This window comes from Deltaproteobacteria bacterium (genome assembly GCA_016218975.1).
Taxonomy (GTDB): Bacteria; Desulfobacterota; Deferrimicrobia; order Deferrimicrobiales; family Deferrimicrobiaceae; genus JAENIX01.
The window spans coordinates 1-15,337 of record JACRCO010000024.1; the positions used below are offsets into that span (position 1 = coordinate 1).

14 protein-coding genes and 1 tRNA gene are annotated in these 15,337 nt (G+C 60.6%); all 15 read right to left on the bottom strand.

Features of this window, described 5'->3' with window-relative positions; all coding sequences use genetic code 11:
* Positions 1–139 (bottom strand): elongation factor Tu (tuf, locus tag HY896_02745; GenBank protein ID MBI5575264.1); only part of this gene is annotated, 139 nt, incomplete at its 3' end.
* Between the two features lie 33 nt (positions 140–172).
* A complete protein-coding gene (gene fusA / locus HY896_02750) occupies positions 173–2,254 on the bottom strand; it encodes an elongation factor G (GenBank protein MBI5575265.1) in 2,082 nt (693 codons plus the stop codon).
* 34 nt (positions 2,255–2,288) lie between these two features.
* Positions 2,289–2,759 carry a 30S ribosomal protein S7 gene (rpsG, locus tag HY896_02755; GenBank protein ID MBI5575266.1) on the bottom strand — a complete coding sequence of 157 codons (471 nt, stop codon included), beginning with the start codon at positions 2,757–2,759 and terminating at the stop codon, positions 2,289–2,291.
* A gap of 159 nt (positions 2,760–2,918) precedes the next feature.
* Positions 2,919–3,290: a 30S ribosomal protein S12 gene (locus HY896_02760; GenBank protein ID MBI5575267.1), complete on the bottom strand. Its 372-nt coding sequence runs from the start codon at positions 3,288–3,290 to the stop codon at positions 2,919–2,921.
* Between the two features lie 83 nt (positions 3,291–3,373).
* A complete protein-coding gene (gene rpoC / locus HY896_02765) occupies positions 3,374–7,507 on the bottom strand; it encodes a DNA-directed RNA polymerase subunit beta' (protein MBI5575268.1) in 4,134 nt (1,377 codons plus the stop codon).
* Positions 7,508–7,544: 37 nt separating this feature from the next.
* Entirely contained in the window at positions 7,545–11,654 is a 4,110-nt protein-coding gene (gene rpoB / locus HY896_02770) for a DNA-directed RNA polymerase subunit beta (protein MBI5575269.1), read from the bottom strand.
* 85 nt (positions 11,655–11,739) lie between these two features.
* Complete coding sequence (rplL, locus tag HY896_02775) at positions 11,740–12,114, bottom strand: 50S ribosomal protein L7/L12 (GenBank protein MBI5575270.1); 375 nt, start codon at positions 12,112–12,114, stop codon at positions 11,740–11,742.
* Between the two features lie 24 nt (positions 12,115–12,138).
* Positions 12,139–12,672, bottom strand: coding sequence for a 50S ribosomal protein L10 (gene rplJ / locus HY896_02780; GenBank protein ID MBI5575271.1), 534 nt, complete (start codon positions 12,670–12,672; stop codon positions 12,139–12,141).
* A 209-nt stretch (positions 12,673–12,881) separates the two neighbouring features.
* A complete protein-coding gene (locus tag HY896_02785) occupies positions 12,882–13,586 on the bottom strand; it encodes a 50S ribosomal protein L1 (GenBank protein ID MBI5575272.1) in 705 nt (234 codons plus the stop codon).
* Positions 13,587–13,628: 42 nt separating this feature from the next.
* The gene (gene rplK, locus HY896_02790) at positions 13,629–14,051 is read right to left on the bottom strand and encodes a 50S ribosomal protein L11 (protein ID MBI5575273.1); all 423 of its coding nucleotides are present in this window, start codon (positions 14,049–14,051) and stop codon (positions 13,629–13,631) included.
* A gap of 17 nt (positions 14,052–14,068) precedes the next feature.
* Positions 14,069–14,596 (bottom strand): transcription termination/antitermination protein NusG, encoded by a 528-nt coding sequence (gene nusG / locus HY896_02795; GenBank protein MBI5575274.1) that lies wholly within the window; start codon positions 14,594–14,596, stop codon positions 14,069–14,071.
* Between the two features lie 19 nt (positions 14,597–14,615).
* Positions 14,616–14,804 carry a preprotein translocase subunit SecE gene (gene secE / locus HY896_02800; GenBank protein ID MBI5575275.1) on the bottom strand — a complete coding sequence of 63 codons (189 nt, stop codon included), beginning with the start codon at positions 14,802–14,804 and terminating at the stop codon, positions 14,616–14,618.
* 123 nt (positions 14,805–14,927) lie between these two features.
* Positions 14,928–15,004, bottom strand: a tRNA-Trp gene (locus HY896_02805).
* Positions 15,005–15,016: 12 nt separating this feature from the next.
* On the bottom strand, positions 15,017–15,166 hold the full coding sequence (rpmG, locus tag HY896_02810) for a 50S ribosomal protein L33 (protein MBI5575276.1): 150 nt from the start codon (positions 15,164–15,166) through the stop codon (positions 15,017–15,019).
* A 30-nt stretch (positions 15,167–15,196) separates the two neighbouring features.
* On the bottom strand, positions 15,197–15,337 hold a 141-nt coding region (gene tuf / locus HY896_02815; protein ID MBI5575277.1), incomplete at its 5' end, for an elongation factor Tu.

A 15,337-nucleotide genomic window follows, 5' to 3' on the forward strand; every position in this document is an offset into this window, starting at 1 on the left:
ACGGCACAAACTCCGCCCAGCCGCGATTCGCCAATACCTTCGTGATCGCCGCCGTCAAGGTCGTCTTCCCGTGATCCACGTGACCGATCGTTCCCACGTTCACGTGAGGCTTCGTGCGCTCAAACTTCTGCTTGGACATGGCGGTCTCCTTCCGTTCGCCCGGGTATCTTTTTCAGGCGCCCTTGACTTTAGCGACGACTTCTTCGCTGACCGAAAGCGGCGCCGGTTCGTAATGGTCGAACTGCATCGTGTAGGTGGCCCTGCCCTGCGTCTTGGACCGGAGGTCCGTAGCGTAACCGAACATAAGGGCCAGGGGGACATGGGACCCTATCACCTGCGTGTTCCCCCGGGCCTCGACCTGCTGGATGCGGCCCCTGCGGGAGCTCAGATCGCCGATGACGTCACCCATGAACTCCTCGGGCGTCACGACCTCGACGGCCATGATCGGCTCCAGAAGTATCGGCGCGGCATGGTTGCACGCGGTCTTGAAGGCCATCGACCCGGCGATCTTGAACGCCATCTCGGAGGAATCCACATCGTGGTAGGAACCGTCAACGAGCGTGATCTTCACGTCCACCACGGGATAACCCGCGACCACGCCGTTCTCCGTGGCCTCGCGGACGCCTTTCTCCACGGCGGGGATGTATTCCTTGGGTATGGAGCCGCCGATGATCTTGTTCACGAAATCGATCCCTTTCCCCTTCTCCCCGGGCTCCACGGAAAGCCATACATGCCCGTACTGCCCCCGCCCGCCGGTCTGGCGAATGTACCGCCCCTCGTGCTTCGCGGCGCGCGTGACCGTCTCCCGGTACGCCACCTGCGGACGGCCGACGTTCGCCTCCACCTTGAATTCCCGCATCAGGCGGTCGACTATGATTTCCAGGTGCAGTTCCCCCATCCCGGAGATGATCGTCTGGCCCGTCTCCTCGTCGGTCCGGACCTGGAACGAGGGGTCCTCGAGCGCCAGTTTCTGTAGGGATAGCCCCAGTTTCTCCTGATCCGCCTTCGTCTTCGGCTCGATGGCGATGGAGATGACCGGGTCGGGAGCGGTGATCGACTCCAGCACGATTTCATGTTCCGGGGAACAGAGCGTGTCGCCCGTGAATGCGTTCTTCAATCCCACGCAGGCCGCGATTTCCCCCGCGAAGATTTCCTTGATCTCTTCCCGCTTGTTGGCGTGCATCTTCAGCAGCCGGCCGATCCGTTCCTTCCGTTGCCTCGCCGGTATGTACACGTGGTCGCCCGAGCGGACCGTCCCGGAATAGACGCGAACGAAGGTCAGATGGCCGACGAACGGGTCGTTCATGATCTTGAATGCAAGCGCGCAGAAGGGCGCCGAATCGTCGGGTTTCCGCTCGGCGCCGGAGTCGTCCCTCGGATCGATCCCCGTAACCGGGGGAATGTCCAGGGGGGACGGAAGGTAGTCGATCACGGTGTCGAGAAGGGGCTGCACGCCCTTGTTCCGGAATGCGGACCCGCAGACCACCGGGACTATTTTCAGGGCTATCGCCGCCTGCCGGATCGCCGCGTTCAGCTCGTCGATTTCGACCTCTTCGCCGTTCAGGTATTTTTCGAGCAGGGAGTCGTTCACGTCCGCGACGGACTCGAGCAACGCTTCCCTGGCTGCGGCAGCGGCTTCCTTGAAATTTTCCGGTATCGGTTCCTCGTGATATTTCGCGCCCAGGGTATCCTCGTCCCATACGACCGCATGCATGCGGACCAGGTCGATGATCCCGCGGAAGACGTCTTCCTTTCCGAGGGGGAGCTGTATGGGCACCGGGTTGGCCGCAAGGCGCTCCTTCATCATCCGGATGCACCGGTCGAAATCGGCGCCGATCCGGTCCATCTTGTTGATCATCGCTATGCGAGGGACACCGTACTTGTCCGCCTGCCGCCACACCGTTTCCGACTGCGGCTCCACTCCCGCCACTGCGTCGAACAGGGCCAGCGCGCCGTCGAGGACACGCAACGACCTTTCCACCTCTATGGTGAAATCGACGTGTCCCGGAGTGTCTATGATGTTGATCCGGTGGTTCTTCCAGAAGCATGTGGTTGCCGCGGATGTTATTGTGATCCCCCGCTCCTGCTCCTGCTCCATCCAGTCCATCGTCGCGGTGCCTTCGTGCACCTCTCCGAGTTTGTGCGAGACTCCCGTGTAGTACAGGATCCGCTCGGTGGTGGTCGTCTTCCCGGCATCTATGTGGGCCATGATCCCGATGTTCCGGGTATTTTCAAGCGGCGTTATTCGCGGCACGACAATGCTTCCTTCCTGCGGGCTATCCGGCGGCTTACCAGCGGTAATGCGCGAAGGCCTTGTTCGCCTCCGCCATCTTGTGCGTGTCTTCCTTCTTCTTGATGGTCGTCCCCCGGTTGTTGAAGGCGTCTATCAGCTCCGATGAAAGCTTCTGCATCATCGTTTTCTCGGAGCGATCCCTCGCATATCCGACCAGCCAGCGGATCGAAAGAGACAGCCGCCGCTCGGGACGGATCTCGACCGGGACCTGGTAGGTAGCGCCGCCGACGCGCCTGGACTTCACCTCTACCATCGGCTTCGCGTTTTCGACCGCTTTTTTAAGGACGACGACCGGGTCTTCCTTTGTCTTTTCCTTGATGACGTCCATCGAGCCGTAGACGACGTTTTCGGCGACGCGCTTCTTCCCCTGTTTCATGACCGCGTGGATCATCTTCGCCACGAGGACATCGCCGTACACGGGGTCCGCCGTCACTTCTCTCTTGGACACGTAACCGCGCCTGGGCATACGATTCGCCTCCTCCGACAAATCCTTCGCGTACCGATACGGGCCATTCCCCTGCCGGACGGCATTCGCCCTCAAGGGAACCGTTACCCGTCTTTTTTCCCGTTCCGGCGGGCTCGCCGGGAAAAGGATGGTACTTCCTTGGAAACCGGTTAGGGAAAGCTATTTGGGTCGCTTGGTACCGTACTTCGACCGCGACTTCCGTCTGTCCTGGACACCAACGGAATCCAGCTTTCCGCGTATGATGTGATACCGGACGCCGGGGAGGTCTTTCACCCTCCCCCCCCGGATCAACACGACTGAATGTTCCTGAAGGTTATGCCCTTCGCCCGGGATGTACACGGTCACCTCGACGCCGTTGGTAAGGCGCACGCGGGCGACTTTCCGGAGGGCCGAATTCGGCTTCTTCGGAGTGGTGGTGTACACACGGAGGCAGACTCCCCGCTTCTGCGGGCAGCGCTCCAGCGCCGGCGAGTTGCTCCGTTCCGCCGCGGTGAGACGGCCCTTCCGCACCAACTGGTTTATCGTGGGCATTCCTTCGTCGTCCCTTCCTGTTTCCCTCGAATTCCTGTATTACGAAACCAAAGCAAATTTTTTACCATGCCGTAGGAAGCGTGTCAACCGGTTTCTTCTTCACCTTCGGCCACCTCCGGAGGAATTTCCTCCTTCACCTCGGTTGCCAGAGGCGGATCGGATTCGAAGCTGACTTTCCGGTAAAGCATACCGCCGGTACCGGCCGGGATAAGGCGTCCCATGATGACGTTTTCCTTCAATCCGGCCAGGAAATCGACCCTGCCGTGGACCGCGGCGTCGGTCAGGATCTTCGTGGTTTCCTGGAACGAAGCGGCGGAGATCCACGACTCGGTAGACAGCGAGGCCTTCGTGATACCGAGAAGCTGAGGCTCCGCCTTGGCCGGCTTGCCGTCGGCCGACTTGAGCCGTTCGTTCTCCTCGCGGAATATCCACTTCTCGACGCTCTGTCCCACGAGGAAGTTCGTGTTTCCCGGATCGGCGATCTTGACCCGGCGAAGCATCTGCCGGACGATCACCTCTATGTGCTTGTCGTTGATACGCACGCCCTGGAGGCGGTAGACCTCCTGGATCTCGTCGACCAGGAACCGCGCGAGTTCCTTGTCGCCGAGAACGCGCAGGATGTCGTGCGGGTTGGGGGAGCCGTCCATCAACGCCTCTCCCGCGCGCACCCGTTCACCGTCGTGTACCGTTATATGCTTTCCGCGCGGGATCGTGTATTCCCGCGTGTCCCCGATGTCGGGCACCACCTGGATCTTCCGCTTCCCCTTGAAGTCCTTTCCGAGCCGCACCACTCCGTCGATCTCGGAGATCACGGCGTATTCCTTCGGCTTGCGCGCCTCGAACAGCTCGGCGACGCGGGGGAGACCGCCGGTGATGTCCTTCGTCTTCATGGTTTCCCGCGGGATCTTCGCGATTATGTCTCCCGCCTGGACTTCCTGCCCTTCTTCGACGTGGATGTTCGAACCCATGGGAAGCAGGTAGCGCGCATCGCTTATGGATCCGGGGAGCTTCAGCGTCTTGTTCTTTTCGTCCTTCAATGAAATTCGGGGCCTTGCATCGGGGTCCCTGGGCTCTATGATCACCCGGGTGGAGCGTCCGGTCACCTCGTCCACCTGCTCCCGCATGGTTACGCCCTCGATGATGTCCCCGAACTTGATTCTCCCCGGGACCTCGGTGAGGATCGGGATGTTGTAGGGGTCCCACTCGGCCAGCCGCTGCCCTTCCTTTATCTTCTCACCGTCCTTCACCATCAGCGTGGCGCCGTAGGTGATCTGGTACTTCTCGCGTTCCCGGTTGTTATCGTCGAGGACGACCAGGAAACCGTTGCGGTTCATGGCGACGAGGCGGCCTTCCTTGCTCTTGACCACGGACAGGCCCTGTAATTTCACCTTTCCGTTGTGCTTCGCCTGGATGTTGCTCTGTTCCACGAACCTCGAAGCGGCGCCTCCGATGTGGAAGGTCCGCATCGTGAGCTGCGTCCCCGGCTCGCCGATCGACTGGGCGGCGATGATGCCGATCGATTCCCCGATCGCCACCATTTTCCCGCGCGCCAGGTCGCGGCCGTAGCAGAGCGCGCACACTCCCCGCTTGCTTTCGCAGGTAAGGGCGGACCGTATCTTCACTTCGTCCATGCCCGACATCTCTATCTGCCGGGCGACGTCCTCGGTGATCTCCTCGTTCGCGGACACGAGGAGCTGCCCGTCGGCATCGTAGATGTCCTCCAGCGCCACCCGTCCCAGGATGCGGTCGGAGAGCCTGTCGATGATCTCCCCTCCCTCTATCAGGGCGCGGACCGGTATGCCGTCGAGCGTTTCGCAGTCGTCCTCGACGATGATGCAGTCCTGCGCGACGTCCACCAGCCTGCGGGTGAGGTAACCGGAGTTGGCGGTCTTGAGCGCCGTGTCGGCGAGGCCTTTCCGCGCGCCGTGGGTGGAGATGAAGTACTGTCCCACGGAAAGCCCCTCGCGAAGGTTCGATGTGATCGGCGTCTCGATGATTTCCCCGGAGGGCTTCGCCATAAGCCCCCGCATCCCGGCAAGCTGCCGCATCTGCTTGTCCGAACCCCTGGCGCCGGAATCCGCCATCATGTAAATGGGATTGAAGCTCGGGACCTTCCTTTCCTTGCCGTCTTTAGTACGCACGGCTTCGGTCCCCATTTCGCGGAGCATTTCCTCGGCGATCCGCTCCGTGGCCTCCGACCAGATGTCCACCACTTTGTTGTAGCGTTCCCCGTTCGTGATGTGCCCTTCGCGGTACTGGTCGTCGACCGACTCCACCTTGGCGGTCGCCTTCTCCAGCATCTTCCCCTTGTCGAGGGGTATCTTCATGTCGTCGATGCAGATCGAAAGGCCCGAAAGCGTCGCGTACTGGAACCCGAGCGTCTTCAACTGGTCTGCGAGTATGACGGTGGCCTTCTGCCCGCAGCTACGGTATGCCACGTCGATCAGCTCGGCGAGGTCCTTCTTTTTCATGATCTTGTTGACGTAGTCGAACGAAACCTCTCGCGGGACGATCTCGTAAAGCAGGACGCGCCCCGTCGTCGTCTCCACGGCCTTGCCGTTCGTGCGCACGCGGATGGAGGACTGGAGCTCGATCTCGCCCGCGTCGAACGCGATCCGAACCTCCTCGAAACCCGAAAAAAGCTTGCCCTCACCCTTGCGGCCTTCCCGCGGCCGGGTCAGGTAGTAAATGCCCAGCACGATGTCCTGCGTCGGGCTTATGACCGGTTTTCCGTGCGCGGGGGAAAGGATGTTGTTCGTGGACATCATGAGGACGCGGGATTCCATCTGCGCCTCTATCGAAAGCGGTACGTGGACCGCCATCTGGTCCCCGTCGAAGTCCGCGTTGAACGCCGTGCACACCAGCGGATGGAGCTGGATCGCCTTGCCTTCGATCAGTACCGGCTCGAACGCCTGGATACCCAGCCTGTGCAGAGTGGGCGCCCGGTTGAGCATTACGGGAAGCTGCCGGATAACCTCGTCGAGCGCGTCCCACACTTCCCTTTTTTCCTTCTCCACCATCTTTTTGGCTGCCTTGATCGTGGTCGCATGCCCGCCCTCTTCAAGCTTGTTGAATATGAACGGCTTGAAGAGCTCGAGCGCCATCTTCTTGGGGAGCCCGCACTGGTGCAGTTTCAGCTCCGGTCCGACGACGATCACCGATCGCCCGGAATAGTCGACACGTTTCCCGAGAAGGTTCTGCCGGAATCGCCCGCCCTTTCCCTTAAGCATGTCGGACAGGGACTTCAGGGGGCGCTTGTTCGATCCGGTGATGAGCTTTCCCCTCCGCCCGTTGTCGAACAGGGCGTCGACGGCCTCCTGGAGCATCCGTTTCTCGTTTCGGATGATGATCTCCGGCGCGGACAGGTCGAGCAGGCGCTTCAGGCGGTTGTTCCTGTTGATTACACGGCGGTACAGGTCGTTCAGGTCGGACGTGGCGAACCTGCCCCCGTCGAGGGGCACCAGGGGCCTGAGATCCGGCGGAAGGACCGGAATCACTTCCATCACCATCCACTCCGGCCGCTGTCCGCTGTCGCGGAACGCCTCGACGATCTTGAGCCGCTTCGAGATCTTCTTCTTCTTCGCCTCGGACGCGGTGTCGGTCATCTCGCGCCTGAGTTCCTCGGACAGCTTCTCGAGATTCAGCGTCGAAAGGATAGTCTGCACCGCCTCCGCGCCCATCCCGGCCTTGAACCCGTCGCCGAACTGCTCGCGCATCTCCCGGAATTTCGCTTCGGTCAGTATCTCGAGCTTCTCCAGGTCCGAGTTCCCGGGATCGATAACGATGTACTTCTCGAAATAGATGACGCCTTCAACGTCCTTCATCGGCATGTCGATGATGGTGGCGATCCGGCTGGGAAGGCTCTTGAGGAACCAGATGTGGGCGACCGGCGAGGCGAGCTCTATGTGCCCCATCCGCTCGCGCCGGACCTTCTGCTGAATGACCTCGACGCCGCACTTCTCGCAGACGATGCCGCGGTGTTTCATCCGCTTGTATTTGCCGCAGTTGCACTCGTAGTCCTTGATCGGACCGAAGATCTTCGCGCAGAACAGCCCGTCGCGCTCGGGCTTGAAGGTGCGGTAGTTGAGCGTTTCCGGCTTCTTTACTTCCCCGTGCGACCACTTCTGTATCTGTTCCGGCGAAGCGATGGAAATCCGGATCCCCGAAAAGAAAAGGGGATCCTTCGGTTTTTCGGCTCTGGTGAAAAGGTCTTCCAAGGCATTCCTCCCGTGTTGGGTACCGTTGAAAAGTTCGTTACTTCGCTTCGTCGCTGATCAGCTCCACGTCCAGCCCCAGCGCCTGCAGTTCCTTTATGAGCACGTTGAAGGACTCGGGGAGCCCCGGCTCGAGGGAGAAGTTCCCCTTCACGATCGCTTCGTACATGCGGGCCCTGCCGGGCACGTCGTCCGATTTCACCGTGAGGAATTCCTGGAGGGTGTACGCGGCGCCGTACGCCTCGAGCGCCCACACCTCCATCTCTCCGAGCCTCTGGCCTCCGAACTGGGCCTTTCCTCCCAGCGGCTGCTGGGTGACGAGCGAATAAGGCCCCGTGGAACGCGCGTGGATCTTGTCGTCCACGAGGTGATGGAGCTTGAGCATGTACATCGACCCGATGGTCACCGGCTGCTGGAACGATAGTCCCGTCTTTCCGTCGAACAGCGTCGTCTGGCCGGACTCCGGAAGACCGGCGATCTTCAGGTAATGCTTGATCTCGCCTTCCGTGGATCCGCTGAAGACCGGTGATGCCGTAAAAACTCCTCCCGTCATCCTTCGGCCGACGGACCGGATTTCCTCGTCGGTCAAATTTTCCATGTAGGCGTTGAACCGCTCCGATCCGTACACCTTCTTCAGCCATTCCCTGACCGTTTTCGGGCTGAACGCGCCTTCCACGAGACGGCGGACCTGCTCCCCGAGTCCCCTCGAGGCCCAGCCGAGGTGGGCCTCCATGATCTGCCCGACGTTCATACGGGAAGGAACGCCCAGCGGATTGAGGACGATATCGACGGGCGTGCCGTCGGCGAGGTAGGGCATGTCCTCATCGGGCAAAACCCGCGAAATGACGCCCTTGTTGCCGTGGCGGCCGGCCATCTTGTCGCCGACCGACAGCTTGCGCTTCATGGCTATGTAAACCTTCACCATCTTGAGCACGCCGGGGGGGAGCTCGTCCCCTTTCCGGATGCGGCCGATCTTCTCGTCGAAAACCGCGCGCACGAGGCTCACCTGGTCCTGCGCGACGTGGTGGAGCTCCTCCAGGCGCTCCTTGGCGGCGGGATCCTCCTCCACCGCGATCTGGTGCCATAGTTCCCTGGGGATCTCGTCCAGCACCTCCGGCGCCAGTTTCTTCCTCTTCGAGAGGATCACTTCGTCCCGGTTTTCCCCGGTCAGCCTGGTCGCGGAGGTTTTACCGGAGAGGATTTCGCGCATCTTTCCGTATGCCGTTTCCAGTATGATGCGGATCTCGTCGTCCTGGTCCCGGAGGAGGCGGTCCATCTCCTTTTCCTCGAGAGCCTGGGCGCGCTCATCTTTTTCGCCGCCCTTGCGCGTGAACACCTTGGCGTCGATAACGATCCCCTCGATTCCCGGCGGCACGCGGAGGGAAGAGTCCTTCACGTCGCCGGCCTTGTCGCCGAAGATCGCCCGGAGCAGCTTTTCCTCGGGGGAGAGCTGGGTCTCGCCCTTCGGTGTGACCTTGCCCACGAGAATGTCCATGGGCTTTACCCTGGCGCCGATGCGGATGATGCCGCTTTCGTCGAGGTCCTTGAGCGACTCCTCGCTGATGTTCGGGATGTCCGCCGTTATCTCTTCCTTCCCCAGCTTCGTTTCGCGTGCGACGCACTCGAATTCCTCGATGTGAATCGAGGTGAAGATGTCCTCCTTGACGATCTTCTCCGACACGAGGATCGAATCCTCGAAGTTGTACCCGCCCCACGGCATGAACGCCACGAGCACGTTCCTGCCGAGTGAAAGCTCCCCGTCGGATGTCGCCGGGCCGTCGGCGATGACCTCGCCGTTCTCGATCCTCCGGCCGAGGCTGACGATCGGCTTCTGGCTGACGCAGGTATTCTGGTTGGAACGCCGGAACTTGACGAGGTTATAGATGTCCGCACCGTACTTCCCCGCTGCGTCCGGTTCGTCCGGCCTGATAACGATTCTCCGGGCGTCGACAGATTCGACGACCCCGCTCCGGCGCGCAGACACCGCCGCCCCGGAGTCCCTGGCCACCACGGCTTCCATGCCCGTGCCTACCAGGGGAGGCTCCGTCCGCAGCAGAGGGACGGCCTGCCGCTGCATATTGGACCCCATGAGAGCCCGGTTCGCGTCGTCGTGTTCGAGGAACGGGATTAGCGAAGCGGCGACGGAGACAAGCTGGTTGGGGGAAACGTCCATAAGGGTGACCTCGTTCGCCCGGACCATTGCGAACTCGCCGCCTTTCCGGGCGATTACCACCTCGCCGGTGAACTTGCCGTTTCCGTCCACGGAGGCGTTCGCCTGGGCGATGATGTGCCTCTCCTCGTCCATGGCGGAAAGAAAGACGATCTCGTTCGTCACGACCGCGTCATCCACGACGCGGTAAGGGGTCTCTATGAACCCGAACTCGTTTATACGCGCGAAGGTGGACAGCGACGCGATGAGCCCGATGTTCGGACCTTCCGGCGTCTCGATCGGGCAGATCCGCCCGTAGTGGGTCGGATGGACGTCGCGTACCTCGAACCCCGCGCGCTCCCTGGTCAACCCGCCGGGCCCGAGGGCCGATACACGGCGCTTGTGGGTCACCTCGGACAACGGGTTCGTCTGGTCCATGAACTGCGACAGCTGCGAGGACCCGAAGAATTCCTTTATGACGGCGGACACCGGCTTCGCATTGATGAGGTCGTGGGGCATCAGCGTTTCGATGTCCTGGAGGCTCATCTTCTCGCGAATCGCCCGCTCGACGCGGATAAGGCCCATGCGGAACTGGTTTTCGATCAGCTCGCCGACGGTCCGGACCCTGCGGTTGCCGAGGTTGTCGATGTCGTCCGCCTCGCCGACCCCGTTCTTGAGGCCGATGAGGTACCGGATGACCCGCATGATGTCTTCCTGCGAAAGTACGGTCGTCTCGAGATCTCCTTCGGTTATCCCGAGCTTGTGGTTCAGCTTGAGCCGCCCCACCCGCGAAAGGCTGTATCTTTCGGGGTTGAAGAAGAGGTTAACGAAGAGCGTCTCGGCCGCATCCTTGGTGGGAGGATCTCCGGGCCGCATCTTCTTGTAGATTTCCTTTAGAGCCTCGTCCCTGGCCTTGATCTTGTCGGTCAACAATCCATCCCAGATCGCCCGGTCGGAATTTTCGAGCGAGAACACCGGCACGGTGGGAACCTTCGCATCCCTGAGGACCGCAAGCGCATCTTCGGTGATCTGCTGGCCGCATTCGAGGAGGACCTCTCCCGTGGCCGGGTGGACGATTTCGACGACGCTGACCTTGTTGTGCAGGTCTTCCACCGGGAGCGAGATCCGCCCGAACGGAATCGAGGAGAACCTTTCCGCCCGCTTCTTGGAAACCTTGATCCCCTTTTTGAATGCGATCTCGCCCGTCTTCGGGTGGCGGACTTCGACCGGCATCTTGAGCCCAACCATCAGGTCGGGGCGGAAAACCTTGGTGCACCTGTCGCCTTCGATCGACACCTCTTCCACTTCGTAGAATGAACGCAGAAGCTCCTCGGTGCTCTTCCCGAACGCGCGCAGCAGAACCGAGATGGGGAACTTCCGCTTCCGGTCGATCTTCAGGTAAAGCATGTCCTTGTGGTCGAATTCGAAATCCAGCCAGGACCCCCGATAGGGGATGATCCGGGCTGAAAAAAGCACCTTGCCCGATGCGTGGGACCGGCCCTTGTCGTGTTCGAAGAACACGCCCGGGGAACGGTGGAGCTGGCTGACGATGACGCGCTCAGTCCCGTTGATGATGAAAGTCGCGCGCTCGGACATAAGCGGGATCTCCCCGAAGAAGACCTCCTGCTCTTTCACGTCGCGGATGGTGCGGGCGCCGGTCCGCTCGTCCACGTCGAAGATGACGAGCTGGACGGTGACCTTGATCGGCGCGGCGAAAGTCATCCCTCGCTCGCGGCATTCCTCTTCGTTCCACTTCGGCGCACCTATCATGTAGGAAACGAACTCGAGGGATGCCCGCCCGTTGTAGTCAGTGATCGGGAAAATATTCTTGAACACGGCCTGCAGCCCCGTTTCCTTGCGTTTTTCAAGGGGCACGTCGATCTGCAGGAATTCGTTGTAGGACTCGTGCTGCACCTTGATGAGGTTGGGAATCTCAAGGACCTTGTCGATCTTCGAAAGGTCGACTCTCTTTACGAGATTGCGGTAATCCAGATATGCCATCTTTTCACCCCGGGGGTACTATCGATCGTTTCAGTGCCGGGGGGCGGGAACCGCCCCCCCACCGTCAAGCGCCGGTACGGCGGTCCTACTTGACTTCCGCCGTGCCCCCCGTATCCTCGATCTTTTTCTTGAGGTCCGCCGCGTCCTTCTTGGCTATCGCTTCCTTCACCGCCTTGGGCACGCCCTCGACCAGGTCCTTGGCCTCCTTGAGGCCGAGACCCGTGATTTCCCGTATGACCTTGATCACCTGGATCTTGTTGGCGCCGAAGCCAGTAAGGATCACGTCGAACTCCGTCTTTTCCTCGACCGCAGCCGCGGCCGCGCCGGGGGCCGCCATAGCAACCGCCATGGCCGGGGCCGACGCCGTAACGCCGAATCTTTCCTCGAGCGCCTTCACGTAGTCGTGCAGCTCGAGGACAGTCAATCCTTCTACCATTTTGATGAATTCATCCTTGCTCATGGACGCCATTTCCCTATTCCTCCCTTATACCGCTTCCGGTTGTTTGGATTTCTGTTCGTGGATGGAATTCAACGCGTAAGCCAGCTTCCGCGGCGTCCCGGACAGCGCCTGCGCCAACTGGGAAATCGGGGACGCCAGGCCTCCGGCAAGAAGCGCCAGGAGCACTTCGCGCGGCGGGACCTCCGCCAACGTCTCGACGTCCTTTGCCTCCAGCACCCTCCCGTCGAACAGGCCCGCCTTGATCCGGACCTTCGGGCTGGCGCCTGCGAAATCCTTCATCGCCTTCGCAAGCGCCACGGGATCCCCATGGGTAAGGGCCACTGCCGTCGGCCCCTCGAAAAACCTGTCCAACTGCCCGAAATCCGTGTCTTTCGCCGCAAGCCGCATCAAGGTGTTCTTGACAACCTTGAACTCGGCGTTCACTCCCCTCAGCTTCTTCCTGAGGTTTGTGATCTCCGTCACGGTGAGGCCCCGGAATTCCGCCACCACAGCCGCTTTCTGCGCTTCTATCGCACTGCGCAGCGCTACGACGGTGTCCGCCTTGCTTTTGCTTTTCACTCGCGCATGCCCTCCTTTCGAGTAGAGATTTGACCTCGATCGAAACCTCTGTCAAAGCAGAGGGCGCGCGCGAGACAAATCGCCGATGCATCCGGCATCCTGCGGCTCCCCTTGTCTGCGTGGGACGGGCGGCGAATTCCAGCCGCCCACTTAATCGCACATCTGCGAACCCGCGGTCTTTGACAAAAGAAGTTTCCGTACGTAATGATTTACCTTTGCTCCGCCTGCAGAGCGTTCGCGTTGATCCGGATCCCTATCCCCATCGTCGTGGACAGGGCCAGCGTGCGAACATAGGTTCCCTTCGCCGCCGACGGTTTCGCCTTAAGGATTGCCTCGAAGAACGCAAGGAAGTTTTCCTTTATCCTGTCGTTCCCGAAGCTAATCTTCCCGATACCGGCATGAAGCGTTCCCGTCTTGTCCACCTTGAATTCCACCTTGCCGCCCTTGAGATCCCGGACGGCCTTTGCGACGTCGAACGTCACGGTCCCGACCTTGGGGTTCGGCATCAGGCCGCGCGGCCCCAGGATCTTTCCGATCTTTCCGACGGCGCCCATCATGTCCGGAGTCGCCACCGCCTTGTCGAAATCGAGCCAGCCCCCCTGGATCTTGGCGACAAGGTCCTCCGCGCCCGTGAAATCGGCTCCGGCTTCGCGGGCCTCTTTTTCCTTCTCCCCCTTGGCGAACACGAGGACCCTGATGGACTTCCCGGTCCCGTGCGGCAAAACGACGGAGCCCCGGACCTGCTGATCGGGATACTTCGGATCGACGCCCAGGCGCAACGCAACCTCCACCGTTTCGTCGAACTTCGCGCGGGCGGTTCCTTTAAGCAGGTCCAACGCCTCTTCGAGAGAATACTTTGCCTCCCTGTTCACTTTTTTCCGTGCTTCCAGGTAGGTTTTTCCATGTTTCGGCATTTCTCTCTCCCTTCGATGCCCGTTTCCTGTGATAACGGCCTTCTAAAACACCTCGAGCCCCATGCTGCGGGCGGTGCCTTCTATCGTCTTTACCGCCGCCTCAAGATCCTTCACGTCGAGGTCCGGCAGTTTCAGCTTCGCGATTTCCTCCACCTTGGCGCGCGGGATGCGGCCGCATTTTTCACGCTTGGGCGTTTTGCTCCCCTTTTCCAGTCCCGCCGCCTTGAGGAGCAGGATGGATGCCGGAGGGGTTTTCGTTATGAATGTGAAGGACCGGTCGGCGTAGACCGTGATCACTACGGGGATGATCATCCCTTCCTGGGATCCTGTCCGGGCGTTGAACGACTTGCAGAATTCCATGATGTTGACGCCGTGCTGGCCCAGGGCAGGGCCAACGGGTGGAGACGGGTTCGCTTTTCCCGCCGGAATCTGGAGCTTGATCTGGGCTACGACCTTCTTCGCCATGGCTTTCTACCTTTCGATCAGCTTTTTTCGACCTGCGTGAAATCGAGCTCGACGGGCGTCGCCCGGCCGAAGATGGACACCAGCACCACGACCTTCCCCTTGTCCGCCTTTATCGTTTCCACGATGCCGTTGAAGTTCGAGAAGGGACCGTCCACGACACGGACGTTTTCGCCCTCCGTGAAGGTGACCTTCGGCTTCGGCTTGAGGCGGCCTTCCGCCATCTGGGACTTGATCTCCTCGACTTCGGTTTCGGGGATCGCCGCCGGATTTTTCCCTCCCACGAACCCCGTAACCTTCGGGGTGTGCCGGACCAGGTGCCAGGTGCGTTCGTCCAGTTCCATCTGGACCAGGAGATAGCCTGGGTAGAAGCTGCGCGTCCCCGTGCGCTTCTTCCCTTTTTTCATCTCCACGACCGTTTCGGACGGGATGAGGACGTCCCCGAAATGCTCCTGCATCGATTCCGCCTCGATGCGGTTCTGCAGGGACTCCCTTACTTTTTTCTCATACCCCGAATAGGTATGGACCACGTACCACTGTTTCGGCATCGTTTCCTCTTGTGAAGGATTAGAAGTTCAGGACGGAATATACGATCCTGCCCAGCGCGTAATCCACCAGTCCGAGAAACAGGACGATGATCATGACGGTGACGATGACGACCGCTGTGGAGGAAGCCGTCTCCTTCCTCCCCGGCCATGTCACCTTCTTCATCTCGGTCCTGAATTCCTGCAGGAAGGACGAAACCTTCTGCGTCATCCCCGCTTCGCCGTTTTTCGGCCTTCCCTCATCCGTAGCCGTACGCGTGCCCGGAAGCCGGTCCAGCAACCTGTCCTTCAGCGATCTCGCCATGAAAACCCCGTCTTTCCCGACGAAGTGGAGTGGCAGGCCAGGAGGGATTCGAACCCCCAACCCGCGGATTTGGAGTCCGCTGCTCTAGCCGTTAGAGCTACTGGCCTATCCCCCGCCGTTTACTTCGTCTCCTTGTGCGGAGTATGCTTCCTGCACGCCGGGCAGAACTTCTTGAGCTCGAGCTTGTCCGACATGGTCTTCTTGTTCTTCGTCGTCGTGTAGTTCCGCGACTTGCAGTCGGAACACGCAAGCGTGATGATGTCTCTCATTCCGTTCCCCGCTTCCGGTAGGTATATCAGCTACTCTATGATTTCCGCGACGACCCCGGCGCCCACCGTCCGGCCGCCTTCACGGATCGCGAACCGCAATTCCTTCTCCATCGCCACGGGAACGATCAGCTCGATGGTCATCGATACGTTGTCCCCGGGCATGACCATCTC